The sequence below is a fragment of the Streptomyces sp. P9-A4 genome, from assembly GCF_036634195.1.
Lineage (GTDB): Bacteria > Actinomycetota > Actinomycetes > Streptomycetales > Streptomycetaceae > Streptomyces.
Genome location: NZ_JAZIFY010000002.1, coordinates 332,837 through 350,382, shown reverse-complemented (window position 1 = coordinate 350,382; position 17,546 = coordinate 332,837). Strand labels below are relative to the sequence as shown.

The window sequence follows — 17,546 nt, the reverse complement described above, 5'->3', positions numbered from 1 at the left end:
GTGCATCAGTAGGCCCCCTGCCCGTGGAGCACCGCACGCAGCGTCTTCCACAAGATCACCGTGTCCAGGGCGAGCGACCAGTCCTCCACGTACCGCAGGTCGAGTCGGACCGCCTCCTCCCACGGCAGGTCACTGCGACCGCTGATCTGCCACAGGCCGGTCAGCCCCGGCTTGACCAGCAGCCGCCGCCGGATGTCCGGGCCGTAGGCGGCGGACTCCTCGGGCAACGGAGGCCGCGGACCGACCAGCGACATCGATCCGGTGAGCACGTTGAAGAGCTGCGGCAGTTCGTCGACCGAGTACCGGCGTAGCACCGCACCCACCCGGGTCACCCGCGGATCCCGGCGGAGCTTGAACAGCGGGCCCGCGCCCTCGTTGCGGTCGGCCAGCGCGGCCCGTGCCCCGTGGGCCCCGGTGACCATGGTGCGGAACTTGAGAATGGTGAACTCGCGGCCGTCCTTGCCGACCCGGCGCTGGCGGTAGAACGCCCCGCCCCGGCTGTCCACGAGCACCAGCAGTCCGACGAACGCCATCAGCGGCGCGAACAGCATGAGCAGGATCGCCGCGCCCGCCCGGTCGACGACTCCCTTGACCGCCCGGCGGCCCCCGGTGAACGTCGGCATGCTGAGCCGCAGCAGCGGTATCCCGAGCACCGCGTCGATGTGCAGCCGCGGGCCGGCCACCTCCATCAGTACGGGCGCCACGACCATCTCGGCGTCACTGCCTTCGAGGTTCCAGGCCAGTCGCCGCAGCCGGTCGGGAGACCAGTGCGGGTCCGGGGTGACGGCGACGACGCGGTAGCCGTCGCGGCGGACGTGGTTGGCGACGTCCGCCAGTCGGCCGACCACCGGAACCCCGTCCACCTGGTCTCCGTCGGGCCCGAGCCCGTCCGTCGTGCACACCCCTTCGACCCGCCAGCCGAGGTGCGGGAAGTTACGGGTCCGGGTGATCAGGTCGCTCACGGTGGACGGGCTCCCGGCGGCGAGCACCGGGCGCAGACACCGCCCTTCCTTCCGCTGTCTGTGCAGCCAGAGCCGCAGCAGATACCGCGCGGTCATGGTGACCAGCGCGATCGCGGGGATCGCGACGAATATCCAGAGTTTGATGTTGCGCGAGGTCAGGGCGATCCCGCCGAGGGCAAGGACGACGGTCGCCGCGAACAGCGAGCGTCCGAGCCGGCGGAACTCCTCGGCACCCTGGCCGAGCACGGCCGGAGCCCATGAGCGGTTCACCGCGAGCGCCGCCAGCACCAGCAACTCGGTGCAGCAGGCGAGGATTTCCCATTTCTCGTGCCAGTTGGCCGCGTCCCGGGCCCCGAAGAAGTCACCGATCGCCGCCACCACGAAGGCGGTGGCCACGGTGTCGCTCATCATCACGGTACGGCGGTACCGCTGTTCCCACTCGATCGTGGGCTGGTCGATCGCCCCTTCCGCCAGACGCTCGCGCGCCGACGGAAAAGGGCTGGCTAATCCCCCTTGCCGCACAGAACCCCCCAGGTTCCCAGTGGTACGACGTGTTCGCCTCGCACTGATTCCTCACCGGAGGTCCCCACCCCCCGGCGCACGACTGCCGGTCATTGCGGTGTTTCGTGAACGACGGAGGCCGGCGGCGGACTCGCGTGCCCTGCCGGCGTCTCCACGTGCGCGACCGGGAACCCTTCGAGACCTCGGGTGCTCCCCGCACCCGAGGCCCCTTACGGGGCTCCCGGAACCGATCATCCCCACGTCCGGCGCCGGGGCCGCGACTGACGGCCTTCCGTGATGCCGGACCTTTGGATCCTTATTGGTCGCCTTGTGTCCGAACAGCTGAAGCACGGTCAATCTAGAGCATCGGGGCGGGACTTGAAGAGGGAATGTGGGAAATTTGTGTTCAAGACCGGGAGTCGTTCAGGTGGTGGAGCCCGGGGGAAACGGAACGTTCGCCGGTGCCCCGAGGGGCACCGGCGAACCGGTTCACTTGGTCTGCGTGGAGAGGCTCACCCCGCTGAAGCCCTGAGCGGCGGCGAGGCTGAAGTAGACCCAGCCGGACGGCGGGTTGTCGATCGTCAGGGTCTCGCCGTTGCCGGCGTTGGTGGACTTCGCCTGGTAGCCGGTGGTGGTGGCCCAGCTGCCGCCGCCGTAGTACAGGTCGGCGTTGCCGGTACCGCCGGTGCTGGTGATCGTCAGCTGCTTGACGCCGGCCGGCAGGTACATGAAGTGGTAGCTGTAGTTGCCGGTGGCGGCGGCGAGGTTGTCCCGGCGGCAGTTCTGGTCGAACTGGCGGGGGTCGCTGATGGTGCAGAGCGGGGCGGCGGCGACCGTGGCGGCCTCCGGCAGCGGACCGCAGTCGTTCGTCGCGCAGTCGGTGGTCAGCCAGGTCGCGAAGTCCGCGTCGTACTGGGTGCCGATGGTCTGCTTCAGGACGGTACGGGCCCCGGCCCAGTCACCGGCGCGGTACTTGCCGAGGACGGTCTGCACGTCGGCGGGGTGCTTCTGGAGCATGTAGCGGACCGCGAGCCAGCCCCAGCGGTAGACCCGGTTCGAGCTGACCTCGGGGTCCTCGTCCTGGCCGTAGACGGTGTCGAAGAGCTCGCTGAGCTTGTACGTCTGCTTGCCGGCCTCGGCTATCGCGTCGGCGTTGCGCTCGTTGCGGTAGCCGTACGAGATGTTCTCGGCGATGCCCTCGACCCACCAGATGGTCGGCGTGGTCATGCCCGCTTCGAAGTCGCCGTACATGTTGAAGCGGCCGTCGAGGAAGTGGGTGTACTCGTGGTTGAGGTTCCAGATCTGGAACTCCGGGCGGATCCAGCTGGCCTCGTGGGCGATGAAGCGGGCCTGGTTGCCGGGGACGGCCGGGTTGCCCTCCTCGTACATGCCGCCGTTGTCGACGTCGATGTTGTAGATGGCCCAGGCGTACAGCGCGTACTGGGTGTAGTCGTCGAAGGCGACGACCTCCAGGTTGGTGTTCACGTCACCGGGGATCGCGCCCTTGTCACCGATGATCCGGTGGAAGTAGGCGTCCTGGTTGATCAGGCTGGTACAGGTGCTCGCCAGCTGACCGGGGGACATGTCCTGGGCGCGGATCTTGAGGCCCGGGGTGCAGGTGTGCTGGATCGGCAGGACCACGGGGAGTACCCGCTCGCCCAGGTCGCAGATCGCGTAGGCCGCGCAGTTGCCCTTGTCGTACTGGCGCGTGTACCAGCCCAGGTTCATGGTGATCGGCGCCGTGGGGCCGACGTTCGGGTACCGGTTGATCAGGTCCTTGAGCAGCGGCCGGACCCGGTCCTTGAGCTCGGGGACGTCGAGGGCGTAGCCGAGGTACCGGCCGACGTTGCTGACGACGTCGAGACGGTTCAGCTGGTCCTCGTTGCGGGTGATGAAGCCGGCCCAGGTGTCGAGGAAGGCGGGGTCGGCCTTGAGGGCGGCCCGCCAGCCGCGGTCGTCGTTCTTGGCCTTGAAGCCGTTCTCGACGACCCACTCGACGTGCTGCATCGAGAGGTTCATCTGACCGGGCCACGTGCCGTTGTAGCTGCCCAGCATCCACTTCACGAAACCGGCGTACCGGCCCGCCTCGTGGGTGCTGTCGATCAGCGTGACGACCTCGTTGAGGATCTCGCCGTTGGCGTCCGTGACGTCCTTGCTGCGCGGGGAGGCGAAGTAGGCGTCCAGCGCGCCGCGCGCCGCACCCCCGAGGGCCGTGCCGTAGTCGCCGACGACGGCCGCGTTGTTGTCCTGCACGTAGTAGCCGGCGCGCAGGAACAGCACCAACTGCCCGATCGAGGTGCTGTTGTTGCCCGCGTAGGAGGCGGAGCCGTCGCGCAGCGCGTTGGCGACGGTCACCATCTGGTCTTCGCGGAAGGCCTTCCGCGCGTTCTCCCCGGTGAGGTTGAACAGCGGGTAGGTGCAGTCGATCCGGGGGAGGGCCTTGAGCTGCTGGACCAGCGCGCTGCCGGTGGCGTTGATGACGCCGGAGAGGTCGGGGCACGCGTCCGCCGTGGCGGTCAGCGACGACTTGCTCGTCTTGAGGGCGGGCGCGGCCGCCGGACCGGACTCCTCGGCGCGGTCCTGCGAGGAGAGCCGGAAGCGGGGGTTCTTGCTGATCGCATGGGGCGACTTGGGGACCGGGATCGCCCGCGGCGCCGCGCCACCCGCGTGAGCGGTGGCCGGAGTCGTGTCGCCCACGGGGGCGGCCTGGCTCTGCGGTGCGAACAGGCCGAGGGTGATGAAGACGGCTGCGCCGAGCGCGGGGAGTCTTCGCGCGCGGTTCTTCGATATGCGGAAGGGATGCATCTGTGGGGGCCTCCGAGGCCGCTGTGGCCACGTGCTGGGACACGGGCAGTTGACGAGCGACCTGTAAAATTTCACATGTCGCATTGTTCTGGAAGACTTCTGGCCGGATTTAATGCCCGCAGCCCCAGAAAAGTTGCCCGACTCCCCGCGCGGCCCCCCGGGGCGCGGCTACTCGACCGGCTTTCCGGGCTGGTCGTGCGTGGCGCAGCGGATCCCGCCGCCACCAGTGGCGATGGTGTCGATGTTCAGCCGCACGACCTCCCGCCGGGGGAACCGCTCCCGCAGGATGCCCCGGCGCGGTCGTCGGACTTCCGGTCGCCGAACTCGGGCATGCACACCGCGTCGTTGCCGACGTAGAAGTTGGCGTAGGTGGGCAGGAAGTCGTCGGTGTGGCCGGTGATCAGGCCGGGGTCGGGCTGCGGGAGGTCGATGACCTCGAACGCGCGGCCCCGCACGTCGGTCGCCCCGGTGAGTACGGACATGGCCCGGTCCGAGGAGCGCGACCATCGGCGATGCTGTGGACGGGAAGCGTGTTCATGCGACGAGCCTCGATGGCGACGGTTGTCGGAACCGTCCGGCTCGGTTGGCCCTCGGTTGCTCATGCGCCCAGGACCGCGGTCGTGGCCTTCGCCTCAAGCCGTTCGGTCCTACAGCGCGGGGCCTTCGTCCTCCTCGGGGGCGACGAACCGGTACCCCACGCCTCGTACCGCCTCGATCGGCCCCTTCACGCCCGGCCCGGCCTCCTCGCGCAGCTTGCGCCGCAGCCGCAGCACGGCGAACTTCACCCGGTCGCGACCGATCGCCCTCGTGTCGTCCCACACCCGGTCGAGCAACTGCTCGGTGGTGACCACCCGCCCCCGGTTGCGGACCAGGAGCCGGAGGAGCCGGTACTCGATGTCGCTCAGCCGGATCTGACCGCCGTGCCACAGGGCGGTCCGCCGGTCGGGCAGGAGCCGCAGATGCTCGCCCACCACTTCGCCGCCCCAGTTGCGGCTCCCGGATCCCGAGCGGCGCAGCAGCGCCTCCACGCGCGCCAGCAGCTCCTCGCCGTCGAAGGGCTTCACCAGGTAGTCGTCGGCGCCCGCGCGCAGTCCACGGACACGGTCCCCGACGTCGTCACGCGCGGAGAGCATCAGGACGGGCAGGTCGCTCAAGTCCCGGGCCCGCGCGAGCACCGCCCAGCCGTCCAGCTCGGGCAGCATGACGTCCAGCACCATGAGGGCCGGCTTCTCCTCGAAGAGCAGCCGGAGGCCCTCCCTGCCGTCGGTGGCACGCGCGACCTTGTACCCCCGCCCCACGAGGAGTTCCCGCAGCGCCAGGGCTGACGCCGCGTCGTCCTCCACGATCAGGAGTCTGGGCATGGCGACCGTCGCAGTCGGAGGGACTTCGGCCGGACGCCGTCGGGGTCCGGAGGGTTACAGGACTCTCCTCCGGAGTCCGGTGGAGAGCGCAGGGCTCTCTCGGGAGCCGGTGGAGAGGCGGGCTCTCTTCGAGTGAAGCAGGAATGTGGCCCGCTCGCAGGGGCGGTGCGGTCGACCAGGAGGTGATTTCAGCTGATAATGGGATCTATGTCCCAGAACACCACAAGGAAGTCGCATGGACCGTCGACCTTGACGGTCAAGGGGCGGGACATGCGGGTGCGCACCATCGGCTTCGTGGTCCTCGCCGCCCTGGCCATCTGGTTCATCGCGGTCAACACCGGTTCGGTCACCCTGAGGCTGTGGGTCCCGACGGTCACGCTGCCACTCTGGATCGTCCTCACCGTCACCCTCCTCGTGGGCATCGTCCTCGGCCTGCTCATCGCCCGCCGCCGCGCGCAACGGTGACGACAGGCGCCGCCGCCCTGCCGGGCGACGGCGCCTACGTCCACACCGGCCGCGTCGTCCCGCACCGCGGACGCCCCGGCCGCGACACGCCTCAGAGCACCGACCGGATGCGCCGTACCAGGACCGACCCCGCGAGAGCCAGGGCGCCCGCGAAGGCGTACAGGGCCGTGTAGCCGCCGAAGTGGGTGACGACCGGGGCCGCGATCACGGGGGCGAGGACCTGCGGGAGCGCGTTGGCGATGTTGATGACGCCCAGGTCCTTGCCCCGGTCCTCCGCCGCCGGCAGCACGTCAGTGAGCAGGGCGAAGTCCACGGCCGTGTACACGCCGAAACCGAGGCCGAGCACGAGCGACGCGACGACGGCTCCCGTCCAGGTCTGCCAGACCGCGAGCAGCAGGGTGGCCGCGGAGATGACGAGGCCGGACCAGATCACGTAGGACTTCCGTCGGCCACTGCGGTCCGACCGGATGCCGCTGATCACCACCGTGGAGAGCAGGGTGAGCGCGTTGAGCGCCGTGAGGATCAGTACGCCGTTGTCCGCGTCGCCGTCGTAGCGCACGGCGTCGGTCAGGTAGTAGAGCAGGTACATCGTGCTGATGGAGTACGACAGGTTCATCAGGAACCGGGTGAGCCAGGCCCACCCGAAGTCGGCGTGGCGGCGCGGATCGATCCAGAAGCCGCCGAGGAAGGTCCGCCATCGGAAGGCCGGCCGGGCGGCCGGGGGGAGCGGGGTGTCGCGCCGCATCACGACGTACGGAACGGCCGCGAGCACCGTGAAGACCGCGCAGGCCAGATACCCGCCGACCACCCCGCCCGCGACCGTGGCGAGCGCCGTGCCCACCAGGATGCCGACGACCTGGGAGACGCCGAGCCAGCCGCCGACGAGACCGCGCTGCCGCTGCGGCACCTGGTCGGGGACGGCCGCGGTGAGCGCGGCGAAGGCCGCGTTGAGAGCGAGCTGAACGAGACACCAGCCCGCGATCACCGTCATGACGCTCTGCGCCGCGGCGAGGACGAGGAGTCCGGCCGCACCGCCCACCACTCCGCCGACCACCCAGGGGATCCGCCGTCCCACGGACGCCGTCGTCCGGTCGGAGAGCGCGCCGAAGACGGGGTTGGCGACCATCGACACCGCCGCTCCGACTCCCGTCACCAGGGCGAGGGTTGACGCCTTGTGGTCGGGCGTGAGGTGCTCGGCCTGGCGTGCCAGGAGCAGTTGCAGCGGGCCGAACCAGCCGACCCAGACCCCGAGGTTGGCGAGGGAGAGCGCGCCCACCCACCGCCCACCGGCCGGAGTACCGGGCTCGGGGACCGGGCCGGCGGCGGTTCCCTCCGCCGTCGTCCCCTCGGCGGTCACCTGCCGCTCTTGATCAGGTCGCGGTACCAGGCGAACGACTCCTTGGGCGTCCGTGCCAGCGTCTCGTAGTCGACGTGGACGAGCCCGAAGCGCTGCCGGTACCCCTCCGCCCACTCGAAGTTGTCGAGGATCGACCAGATGAAGTAGCCGCGGACGTCGGCGCCCTCGGCCATCGCCTCGTGCAGCGCGCGCACATGACCGTCGTGGTACGCGACCCGGCGGGCGTCGTCGATCCGCCCCGTCTCGGGGTCCGGCCCGTCACCGTACGAGCAGCCGTTCTCGGTGATGTAGAGGGGCGGCAGCCGGTCGCCGTAGCGCTCCCGCATGATCCCGAGGAGTTCGCGCAGCCCGTCCGGGACCACCGGCCAGCCGAAGTCGGTGAGTTCGCGTCCTTCGATCTGCCCGATGGTGAAGGGGAGGTCCGGCGGAATCTCGATGCCGCCGAACGAAGAGCCGGCGGACGCCTCCGCGGCTGCGGCGGCGGTCGGCTGCGGGGCGCCCACGAGCATCGGGTTGTAGTAGTTGATCCCGTACCAGTCGAGGGGTTCCGAGATCGTCTTGAGGTCCTCCTCGACCGGGCCGGGGAGGAGCGAGCCAAGGCCCGCCGGGTAGCTGCCGGTCAGGATGGGGTCGGCGAAGAGACGGTTGGTGAGGGTGTCGTACAGCTCGGCGGCAGCGCGGTCGTCGTCGCTGTCGCCGGCGGTCCAGATGGGGCTGTGGGAGGCGGCGATGCCGATCTCGCGGGCGCCCGCGGCGCGCAGCGCCTGCACGCCCAGTCCGTGGGCGAGGAGTTGGTGGTGGGCCGCGGGCAGGGCGTCGAAGACCAGGCGCCGGCCGGGGGCGTGCTCGCCGAGGCCGTAGCCGAGGAGGGTGACCTCGGCGGGTTCGTTGATGGTGATCCATCGGGGTACGCGGTCGGCGAGCCGCTCCGCGACCACCGAGGCGTACGCCGCGAAACGCTCGGCGGTGTCCCGGTTGAGCCAGCCGCCGTCCTTCTCCAGGGCGAGCGGGGTGTCCCAGTGGAAGAGCGTGGGCACCGGGGTGATCCCCGAGGCGCACAGTTCGTCGACGAGCCGGTCGTAGAAGTCCAGCCCCTTGTCGTTGACGCGGCCGTGCCCTTCGGGCAGGACGCGGGACCAGGAGACCGAGAACCGGTAGGCGCCGACGCCGAGTTCGGCCATCAGCGCGACGTCCTCGCGGTAACGCCGGTAGTGGTCGGTGGTCACGTCCGCGCGCGAACCGTCCTTGACGCGCCCCTCTTCCCCGGTGAAGGCGTCCCAGCTGGACGGTCCGCGGCCGTCGGCCGTGAGTGAGCCTTCGATCTGGAAGGCGGAGGCGGAGACTCCCCAGAGGAATCCGGCCGGGAACTCGGGTACGGGCGCTGTCATGAGGACTCGCTTCGATCGGCGGCGTGCAGTTGCTCACGGCACTTTCGGGTCACCGGGTGTGCCCTGTCAATGGAAAGTGAACAAGTCTCATGTTTTTCGCGACGCCGGGGGAGGCCGACAGGTGTCACGACCGATGCGGGGGTGGTGGAGGTGCGACGGGGACGGGTGCGGGACCGGTCGGCTTCCGGTGTGCACCGGGCGGTGGCGCGACCAGAGGGGAGCGCCGATCGCGCCGATCGCGCCGATCGCGCCGATCGCGCCGATCGCGCCGATCGCGCCGGTCACGCCGATCGCGCCGGTCACGCCGATCGCGCCGGTCACGCCGCCCGCGCCGATCGCGCCGCCCGCGCCGATCCCGGCGTCCTCGGCGCGGCTCCGGCCCCTACCCGGACGAAGCGAGGAACGGGAAGTTCCCGGACGCCCGCGCCTCGCCGTCCGCCGCCACCGTGAGCAGGGCGTACCCCGGCAGAGTGGTGATCCACCGATGCGCCTCGCGCGCGCCCAGGACCATCGCCGCCGTCGCGTAGACGTCGGCCCACAACAGTTCCGGGCCCGTCACCGTCGCCGACAGCAGCTCTGTGGCCGGTGCCCGCGTGCGCGGGTCGATGATGTGCGCGCCCCGCTCCGTCGTGCCGGAGGTGGCGACCGCGAGATCTCGTCCCCCCACCACCGCGAGCAGCCGCCCCGGGCGCCTGGGGTCGGCGATCCCGGTACGCCAGACGCCCGCGGGTCCCGGTGCGCCACCGACCCGTACGTCACCGCCCGCGTTCACACACGCATCGGTGGCGCCCGCCTTCCGCAGCACCTGCCAGGCCCGTTCGGCGGCCCAGCCCTTCACCAGACCGCACGGATCGGGCCGGCCGTCCGCCCAGGCGTCGAAGGCGCCCCGGGTGCGGCTGTGCGCGAGGTCGCACAGTTCCAGCACCCGCCGTACGGCGGGAGCGGTGTCGGCTCGGCCCGACTCGCCACGCCGCAGGCGGCTCACGGCGCTGTCGGGCAGGAACGGGGAGAACTCCCGGTCGACCTCGTGCAGCAGCGCCACCGCCTCGCCCAGCGCGGCCCGCATCTCTGGCGTCCGAGGGTGGCGCAGGGTGAAGGACACCACGGTGCCCATCACCGGTTCGGCGTGCCGCCAGGGGACCGCCCCGGCCTCGGTCCGGTCATCCATGGGCCTGGTCCAGCGCGCTCTGCAGGGACTGGATGTAGCCCTCGCTGGTGTACGTGGCACCCGACACCGTGTCGATGTGCGCGCTCTGCGCGGTCAGGGCTTCGCCGGTGAGCGTCGGCACCGCGTAGCCGGCTATCTCCCGGTCGCGTTCGTTCTCCGACGGGGTCCTGACCGCGTGGACGTCGGCGAGCCGTCCGTTCGCGATCGTGACGCGCACCTGCACCGGCCCGTACCGGGTGTCGACGACGTCCCCGGTGTACGTGCCGGACGCCGGGCCGTCCGGTGTCGTGCCGGCGGAACCGGTCCGGGGCGGGGCCGCGACGACGGCCGGTTGATGCGGCTTCAGGGCGAGCAGAGACCAGATTCCGGCCACGGTGACCGCGACGGAGAGCAGAAGACGGCGCATGGGGGCCTTCTCGGGATCGGTGGGCGGGCAGGTGTCTCGGTCGACCCGGCGGGTTCACCAGGTGAACGACTCCTGGTGGATCCGGCGGGCGGGCACCCCCGCCTCGCGCAGCATCGCCTCCGCCGCCGCGGCCCAGCCGGGTGGTCCGCACAGGTAGCAGACCCGCCCCGCGACGTCCGGGACCAGGCTGCGCACCGTGGCGGCGTCCAACGGCAGGCGGTAGCCCGCCGGATGGCTGACGGAGTAGTAGGCGCGTGCGTTCCGCCGTGCGGCGATCGCGTCGATCTCGTGTCGGAGCACCAGGTCCTCGGGCCGTCGCGCCCAGTGGATCAGCACCGGATCCCCCGGCAGCGTTTCGAACAGCACCCGCAGCGGGGTGATGCCCACCCCGGCCGCGAGCAGCAGAGCGGGCCGTCCCGCCGCGCGGTCCGCGGTGAGGGCGCCGTACGGGCCCTCGGCCGACACCCGGGTGCCCGGTCGGACCCTGGCGAGTGCCGCGCTGTGGCCGCCCAGCGCCTTCACGGTGATGCGCAGGCTGCGTCCGTCCGGGACGGCGGACACCGAGTACGGCGACGCGGTCCACCACAGCCCCGGTACCAGGAACCGCCAGCGGAGGAACTGGCCCGGTCGGACGGTGAGTTCGTCGAGTCGCTCGCCGGTGACGACGACGGACACCACGTCAGGGGCCTCCCGGCGGACCTCGGAGACCCGCAGCCGATGGCGCCGGGCCAGCAGCACCGGCGCGAGCAGCCGGTACCGGACGACCAGAGCGGCGGCCCCCGCGTACAGCACGTACCAGCCGACCCGCACGGCCGGCCGGTCGAATTGCGCACCGTTCGTGAGCTGATGGCCGAAGGCGAGGAAGATCGCCGCGTACGTGAGGAGGTGCAGGTAGAACCACGTCTCGTGGCTCAGCCGGCGGCGTGCGGCGCGCGCCGAGACCACCGCCGTGAGCAGCAGGAGCAACAGCGCGGCCGTCGCCTTGAGCATGTCCGGGTAGTGCAGGACCACCCGGACACCCTCGGTGACCGGATCCGTCCGGCCGATGAGTGCGTAGCCTTCGATGATCAGCACCGCGTGGGCCAGTGTCAGCCCGATGGTGTAGCGGCCCACCGCCGCGTGCCAGCGCGCCATCCGGTCCGTGCCCACCGTGCGGTCCAGGATCGGCACCCGCGCCATGAGAACGACCAGTACCGCGCAGGCGTATCCCGCGAGCAGACCGGTGATCCGGCCCGCGCCGGTCAACCAGCCGGCAGGCCCCACCACCGAGGCCGTGTCCACCCACCACAGGGCGAGCACCGCCGTGGCCCCGGCCCAGATCGCCGCCTGGACGGCGATCACCACGACGGTCGCGGACCGGGCGGCGGTCCGGCCGGCACGACGTCGGCCGCCCGGCCGCGCCGTCCGTGCGACTTCCGTGCTCATCCGTTCCCTCGCCTTCGGTCCCGTGACCCGGCACGACGCCGGGGCCGCGTCCACTGTGGTCCGTGATCCTGTGAGAAGCCTCTGAACCGGACCCCGCGCGGGAGCGGCCCGCCCGCCCCGGACGGCCGCGCCGAGCGGCCCGCCTGCCCCGGACCGTGCGGCCCCCCCGGCCCCGGACGCGAGCGGGCCCGGACGGCGCACGGGCGGGCGGCGGCGACCTGTTCAGAGGAAACTCAGAGGAAGGGGCGGATCTGCGACTGAGCGTCGTCCGGCATCCTGGAAGGACCATGAACCCATCGCCGCGTACCGAGGTGCGCCGCCCCGACGGCACCCGTCCCAGGGTGCTGGTCGTCGACGACGAGCAGGACCTCACCGAGGTGCTGGCCGCAGCCCTGCGCACCGAAGGCTGGGAGGTGCGCACCGCGGGAACAGCCGCCGAGGCGACCGCCGTCGCCGCGACCTTCGGCCCGGACGCGGTGGTTCTCGACTGGATGCTGCCGGACCACGACGGCCCGCACGTGCTGGCCCGGCTGCGCGCGGCCCGTCCGACCCTGTGCGTCCTCTTCCTCACCGCGCGCGACGCCGTCGAGGACCGGATCGCCGGGATCACCGCGGGCGCCGACGACTACGTCACCAAGCCGTTCAGCCTTGAGGAGGTGCTGGCCAGACTCCGGGGGCTGCTGCGCCGGGCCGGGCTCGCGGAGGTCACCCAAAGCGGTGGACCGCGTCTGGTCCTCGCCGACCTCGTCATGGACGAGGAAGGCTACGAGGTCGCCCGCGGCGGCGTTCCCGTCGACCTGTCCCGCACCGAGTTCGAGCTGCTGCGCTACCTCCTGCGGAATCCGCACCGAGTGCTGTCCAAGCAGCAGATCCTGGACCACGTCTGGCGGTACGACTTCGGTGGTCGCGCCCATGTCGTCGAGCTCTACATCAGCTATCTCCGCAAGAAGATCGACGCCGGCCGCCCGCCGCTCATCCACACCGTGCGCGGCGTCGGCTACGTCCTGCGCCCCGAGCGCCGATGACCGCGCGGCGCCCGTCACGTGTCCGCGGGTGGCGGTTCCGACCCCGCCTGCCGCACTCGCTCCGTGCCCGGCTGACCACCGGGCTCGTCGTGCTTCTCGCCCTCGCGTGCCTCATCGTCGGCCTGGTCACCGTACTCGCCCTGCGCAGCTTCCTGGTCAGCCGCCTCGACCAGCAGATCGTGGTGGGCGGCGGCCGCTTCGCCGTCAGCCTCGAACACGAGGACCGGCCCGATGCCGACGGCGGGGGAGACACCCGGGGGCAGGCCGACGGGACGCTCGGGGTCCGACTGCTGCGGGGCCGGATCGCGCAGACCGCTGTGGTACGCGGAACCAGCGACGTCAGGGTGCCGCTGACCGCCGACGACGCGCGGGCGCTCGCAGCCGTGCCCGCGGACGCCCGGCCCCGCACCGTGCACCTCACGTCCCTCGGGGCGTACCGTGTCGCGGCCTGGAGCGGCGACGACGGCGACGTCCTGCTGTCGGGGCTGCCCCTGCACCCCGTCGAGGAGACGGTGGAGCGTCTCGCGGCCGTGGAGACGATCGTGTTCGCGATCGTCCTCACCGCGACCGGGGTGGCCACCGCGGCCTGGACCCGGTTCTCCCTGCGCCCCCTCGAACGACTGGCCGCGACCGCGGACGAGGTGACCCGGCTTCCGCTCGCCGCGGGGCAGGTCGCCATGCCGCCGCCGCTGCCCGGCACCCGGCCGGATTCGGAGGCGGGCCGGCTCACCGGTGCGTTCAACCGGATGCTCGGCCATGTCGGCGACGCCCTGGAACGCCGCCATGTGGTCGAGGAACGGCTGCGCACCTTCGCCGCCGACGCCGGACACGAACTGCGCACCCCTGTGGCCACGGTACGGGCCCGCGCCGAACTCGTACTGCGCAGCCACGGCGACACCCTGCCCGACGATGTCCGGCACGCCCTCGAACGGATCGACGCCGAGTCCCGCCGTATGAGCCTCCTGGTGGACGAACTGCTGCTGCTGGCCCGGCTGGACGCGGGACGCAGCCTGCGCAGGGACGACGTCGACCTGACCCGGGTGGTTCTCGACACCGTGGCGGACGCGACCGCCCGGCACCTCGGACACCTGTGGGAGTTGGACCTTCCCGAGGAGCCCGTCCATGTCACCGGCGACGGTGACCGCCTCCACCAGGTCCTCGGCAACCTCCTCGCGAACGCGGGCGGGCACACACCGGCCGGTACCCGAGTCACCGTCGGCCTCGCCGCCGACGCGGAGGGGGTCGTCCTCACCGTCACGGACGATGGCCCGGGCATCCCGGCCGAGCTGCTGCCCGGCGTCTTCGACCGGTTCACCAGGGGAGACTCCTCGCGCTCCCGCGCGACAGGCTCGACCGGCCTCGGCCTCGCCATCGTGGACGCCGTGACCCGCGCCCACGACGGCCGGGCAACAGTCACCAGCCGCCCCGGCCACACCCGCTTCACTCTGCGACTGCCGTCGCGGCGCGACGACGACGGCGTCCACGACGGGGACGGCGGCGAAGCCCAGGACTTGTCCGGCCGATCATGTGACTAGCCCGTGCTCGGGTCGTTGCTGTGGGCACGGGGCGGGGTGATCTGAGCGATGCGGAGTGGGAACGGCTGCGGCCGTTCCTGCCGGTCAGCAACAGACGTTGTGGCAGGTGGCGTGATCATCGGCAGGTGATCGACGGGATTCTTCACCGGGTGCGGACCGGTCGGCCCCATGACCAGCGGCCGATCGGGACGCATGGTGGAAGGCATGAGCGTCGGTCTCGGGACGGCCGTGGCAGGTCTTCGTGAAGGTGAGGAGGAGCCCCTCCTCCCTTCGTGTCACCGCGTCGCCTCCCCATGTGGTCCGTGCGGGCCGCGCCCGGGACCGACCGGCCCTACCCGGCTCCTTCGGCCCGGTGCGAGCGTGGCAGCAGGCACCACACGACCCCGGAGAGGTGGTGGGCACGATGGAACCGCCCTTGGTGGCAGGAGTCGACGGGTGCGGCGCCAGTCTCACGGCCCTGGACCGGGCGGTCGACGAAGCCGTACGGCACGGGCTTCCCCTGCGGATCGTCCATGCCTCGCTGCGGGAACGGCACGAAGGAGTCGTGCCGGCCTGCGCCACGGACCGGCCGTCGGGCCAGATCCTCGCCGAGAACATCGTCGGCACCGCGGCCGAACGCGCCCGGCGCCGTGCACCCGACCTCCCCCTCACCACGGACGTCCTGGCCGAGGACGCGTCCAGCGCGCTCCTCGGAGAGGGAGGGACGGGCGCGATCCTCGTCGTCGGGTCCCGCGGGCGCGGCGATTTCGCCGGCCTTCTGCGTGGGGACGGAGGACCCCACTTCGCGGGGTCTTTCGAACCGTTCGGCAAGGCCTTGGCGGACACGGCGTCCGAGCATCCCCGGGTGCGCCCGCGCAGGACCACGGTCGAGGGACCCGCCCACCGGGTGCTGACCGAGCGCTCCGCCGCCGACCTGCTCGTCGTGGGAGCCCGGCGCCGGGACGGGCTCGTCGGTCCGGAGCTGGGCAGGGTCGCCCACCGCGCCCTGCACCACGCCGATCGTCCGGTCGCCGTCGTGTCCCAGCGGCGTCCGGAGCGGATGGAAGGAGAGCGGTGATGAACACGGCCGAAGACCGTCATACCCCACACGCCACGAGCGATCTGGGCCGCCGCGTCGCGGCCAGGCGCGCAGAACTCGGCCTGTCCCGGGAGGACGTGGCCGAGCGGGCCGGAACCACCCCCGCATTCCTCGCTTACGTGGAGGAGCGGGTGTCCACTCCGGGGATCGAATTCCTGGTCCGGCTCGCGAACGCCCTGGAGACCACCGTCCGGGATCTCACCGGGTCCACGGCGGACCTCGCACCCGGAGGAGCCCGCGCCGGGTACCGCGCACAGATGGAGGACATCGGCGAAGCCGAGTGCTGGGAGCTGCTCGACGGCCACGGCGTCGGCCGGGTCGCCGTCGAAGGACGGGACGGGCTCATGGTGATCCCCGTGAACTACCAGGTCGTCGACCGGGAGATCGTCTTCATGACGGCCGCCGACTCGTCCCTCGCGCGCGGCGCGGCCTCCGGCGCGGAAGTCGCCTTCGAGGAGGATCGCCTGGACGAAGCCTTCAGCCAGGGCTGGAGCGTGCTCCTCGTCGGTCCGGTACGAAGGGTGTCGGACGAGACCTCGGTACGGAGGATCAGGGACGCGATCCACTCGGAGCCGTGGGCCGGGGACGGGCGGGACACCGTGGTGACGCTCTCGCCGCGCCGGGTGACCGGCCGCCGCATCCGGGTGCCGGGCGCGCCCGGCACACCGTCCGGGTCCGCCGGCCAAGACCCGCCCCGACAGTGATCGCCGACTGCGAGCAGGCCAGGGTGGTCCTTCCGTACGAGGTCCCCCTCGTCCCGCAGGAGACTCTCCGCCCGCTCGGCCGAGGTGCGGGCGTACGGCAGGGGCGCGTCGGGAGGGTTCGGCCAGTCCTCCCCCTGGCAGGCAGGGCCGGGCAGGTCTCGATCGGGGCCGAACGGCCCATCCCCGGGAGGCCCGCCACGGTGTCAGCGTGAGAGGTGTCGCCCCTCGGGACGTGCTCCCGAGCGCCGGGCGTACCCCGGAGGAGGAACCATGACCAGCGAGACCCCCGCTCGACCGGAGCTCGGCGATGTCGTCGTGGGGGTCGACGGGTCTCCCTCCGGGCGCAGGGCCGCTCTCTGGGCCGCCGACGAGGCGGACCGACGGAGCCGTTCCCTGCGTCTCGTCCACGCCGCCGACACCGACCGCCGTGCGCTCTTCGCCCATGCCGATACGCTCCAGGCGGTACGCGAAGCAGGCCGCGACCTGCTGATCAAGACCGCGAGCACGGTCCAGGAGCGCTTTCCGGACCTTGCCGTCACGAAGGAACTGAGCCGCCAGGAGCCGGTCGCCGGTCTCCGGGCGGCCGCCGGCCACGGGGGCACGATCGTGGTGGGCAACCGGGGGCTCGGCGGCTTCTCCGCCCTCATGCTCGGCTCCGTCGGTCTGGGCGTGGCCGCTCGCGCCGAGGCGCCCGTGATCGTCGTCCGTGGTGACGGCGACCGCCCCGAGTCGGGCTCGGTGACGGCGGCCGTACACGGTGCTTCGGATCTCGGCTGGCTGCTCGTCGCGGCTGCCGAGGCCGACGCCCGCAAGGCGCTGTTGCGGCTGGTGAGCGTCTGGAACGTGCTCACCCACGTCGGCAGCGTCGTGAGCATGCTGGACGACCTGGACGAGATCGCGCGGCAGCGCGTGCACGAGATCAAGGCGCTCGCCGACCGTGTACGCGACTTCTACCCCGGGCTCGACATCAGCCACCATGTCGAGACGGGCACGAGCACGCCCGGGACCCTGGTGGAGACGAGTGCCCATACCGATCTGCTCGTGATGGGCAGAGAACACCGTGTCCTGGGTGCGGGCCCGTCACTGGGGCGCGTCGCCCACACCCTGCTCCACCACGCCCACTGCCCGGTGGAGATCGTTCCACCCGCCTTCGCCACCCGGGTCGAGGAGACGTGAACGAGACACTGCTCGGAACGGTCCCGTTCCCGCGCGACCGACCCCGGCCCCGGACGCCACGCCTCGGGCGGGCGCTCCGTCGAGGAGATCCGCCGCTGACAGCACCGGAGCCGTGGCGCCATGGGCCGGTCGGTCCAGGTGCGGCCCGTTCGGCCCCGCCGGACAGCCCCCTTGGACGCTGCGCGACGTG

At 71.8% G+C, this 17,546-nt stretch carries 16 protein-coding genes and 1 pseudogene; 7 read left to right on the top strand and 10 right to left on the bottom strand.

What is annotated here, in order from left to right:
* Positions 1-5: 5 nt before the first annotated feature.
* From V4Y03_RS32320 to V4Y03_RS32305, 4 genes and pseudogenes are all read right to left on the bottom strand, one after another.
* Positions 6-1,484, bottom strand: a complete 1,479-nt coding sequence (locus tag V4Y03_RS32320) for a sugar transferase (RefSeq protein WP_317875504.1) — start codon at positions 1,482-1,484, stop codon at positions 6-8.
* A gap of 468 nt (positions 1,485-1,952) precedes the next feature.
* Positions 1,953-4,268, bottom strand: a complete 2,316-nt coding sequence (locus V4Y03_RS32315) for a M9 family metallopeptidase (protein WP_332437549.1) — start codon at positions 4,266-4,268, stop codon at positions 1,953-1,955.
* A gap of 168 nt (positions 4,269-4,436) precedes the next feature.
* A pseudogene (locus V4Y03_RS32310) lies at positions 4,437-4,774 on the bottom strand (agmatine deiminase family protein); the annotation flags it as partial.
* A 141-nt stretch (positions 4,775-4,915) separates the two neighbouring features.
* Positions 4,916-5,629 carry a response regulator transcription factor gene (locus V4Y03_RS32305; RefSeq protein WP_332437548.1) on the bottom strand — a complete coding sequence of 238 codons (714 nt, stop codon included), beginning with the start codon at positions 5,627-5,629 and terminating at the stop codon, positions 4,916-4,918.
* Between the two features lie 270 nt (positions 5,630-5,899).
* On the opposite strand from V4Y03_RS32305, the gene V4Y03_RS32300 reads away from it, so the two are divergent.
* Positions 5,900-6,094 carry a lipopolysaccharide assembly protein LapA domain-containing protein gene (locus V4Y03_RS32300; RefSeq protein ID WP_317875507.1) on the top strand — a complete coding sequence of 65 codons (195 nt, stop codon included), beginning with the start codon at positions 5,900-5,902 and terminating at the stop codon, positions 6,092-6,094.
* A 91-nt stretch (positions 6,095-6,185) separates the two neighbouring features.
* Here V4Y03_RS32300 and V4Y03_RS32295 read toward each other — a convergent pair whose 3' ends face one another.
* The 6 genes from V4Y03_RS32295 to V4Y03_RS32270 form a co-directional block, all read right to left on the bottom strand.
* Positions 6,186-7,451 (bottom strand): MFS transporter, encoded by a 1,266-nt coding sequence (locus V4Y03_RS32295; RefSeq protein WP_443079909.1) that lies wholly within the window; start codon positions 7,449-7,451, stop codon positions 6,186-6,188.
* Complete coding sequence (locus V4Y03_RS32290) at positions 7,448-8,839, bottom strand: GH1 family beta-glucosidase (protein ID WP_332437547.1); 1,392 nt, start codon at positions 8,837-8,839, stop codon at positions 7,448-7,450. The genes V4Y03_RS32295 and V4Y03_RS32290 overlap by 4 nt, the downstream gene beginning before the upstream one ends.
* 87 nt (positions 8,840-8,926) lie before the next feature.
* Positions 8,927-9,160 carry a hypothetical protein gene (locus tag V4Y03_RS32285; protein ID WP_332437546.1) on the bottom strand — a complete coding sequence of 78 codons (234 nt, stop codon included), beginning with the start codon at positions 9,158-9,160 and terminating at the stop codon, positions 8,927-8,929.
* A gap of 61 nt (positions 9,161-9,221) precedes the next feature.
* Positions 9,222-10,007, bottom strand: a complete 786-nt coding sequence (locus tag V4Y03_RS32280) for an FAD:protein FMN transferase (RefSeq protein WP_332437545.1) — start codon at positions 10,005-10,007, stop codon at positions 9,222-9,224.
* Positions 10,000-10,413 (bottom strand): FMN-binding protein, encoded by a 414-nt coding sequence (locus V4Y03_RS32275; RefSeq protein WP_332437544.1) that lies wholly within the window; start codon positions 10,411-10,413, stop codon positions 10,000-10,002. The genes V4Y03_RS32280 and V4Y03_RS32275 overlap by 8 nt, the downstream gene beginning before the upstream one ends.
* Before the next feature lie 54 nt (positions 10,414-10,467).
* Entirely contained in the window at positions 10,468-11,838 is a 1,371-nt protein-coding gene (locus tag V4Y03_RS32270; RefSeq protein ID WP_332437543.1) for a ferredoxin reductase family protein, read from the bottom strand.
* 287 nt (positions 11,839-12,125) lie between these two features.
* Here V4Y03_RS32270 and V4Y03_RS32265 point away from each other — a divergent pair, with 287 nt between their 5' ends.
* The 6 genes from V4Y03_RS32265 (at position 12,126) to V4Y03_RS32240 (ending at position 17,356) form a co-directional block, all read left to right on the top strand.
* Entirely contained in the window at positions 12,126-12,863 is a 738-nt protein-coding gene (locus V4Y03_RS32265; protein WP_317872777.1) for a response regulator transcription factor, read from the top strand.
* Positions 12,860-14,398, top strand: a complete 1,539-nt coding sequence (locus V4Y03_RS32260; protein WP_332437542.1) for a HAMP domain-containing sensor histidine kinase — start codon at positions 12,860-12,862, stop codon at positions 14,396-14,398. The genes V4Y03_RS32265 and V4Y03_RS32260 overlap by 4 nt, the downstream gene beginning before the upstream one ends.
* A 20-nt stretch (positions 14,399-14,418) precedes the next feature.
* Entirely contained in the window at positions 14,419-14,643 is a 225-nt protein-coding gene (locus V4Y03_RS32255) for a transposase (protein WP_332437541.1), read from the top strand.
* 158 nt (positions 14,644-14,801) lie between these two features.
* Positions 14,802-15,455 (top strand): universal stress protein, encoded by a 654-nt coding sequence (locus tag V4Y03_RS32250; protein WP_332437540.1) that lies wholly within the window; start codon positions 14,802-14,804, stop codon positions 15,453-15,455.
* Positions 15,455-16,180 carry a helix-turn-helix domain-containing protein gene (locus V4Y03_RS32245; protein WP_332437539.1) on the top strand — a complete coding sequence of 242 codons (726 nt, stop codon included), beginning with the start codon at positions 15,455-15,457 and terminating at the stop codon, positions 16,178-16,180. Before V4Y03_RS32250 ends, V4Y03_RS32245 begins: the two co-directional genes overlap by 1 nt.
* A gap of 270 nt (positions 16,181-16,450) precedes the next feature.
* Positions 16,451-17,356, top strand: coding sequence for a universal stress protein (locus tag V4Y03_RS32240; protein WP_332437538.1), 906 nt, complete (start codon positions 16,451-16,453; stop codon positions 17,354-17,356).
* Positions 17,357-17,546: the final 190 nt, after the last annotated feature.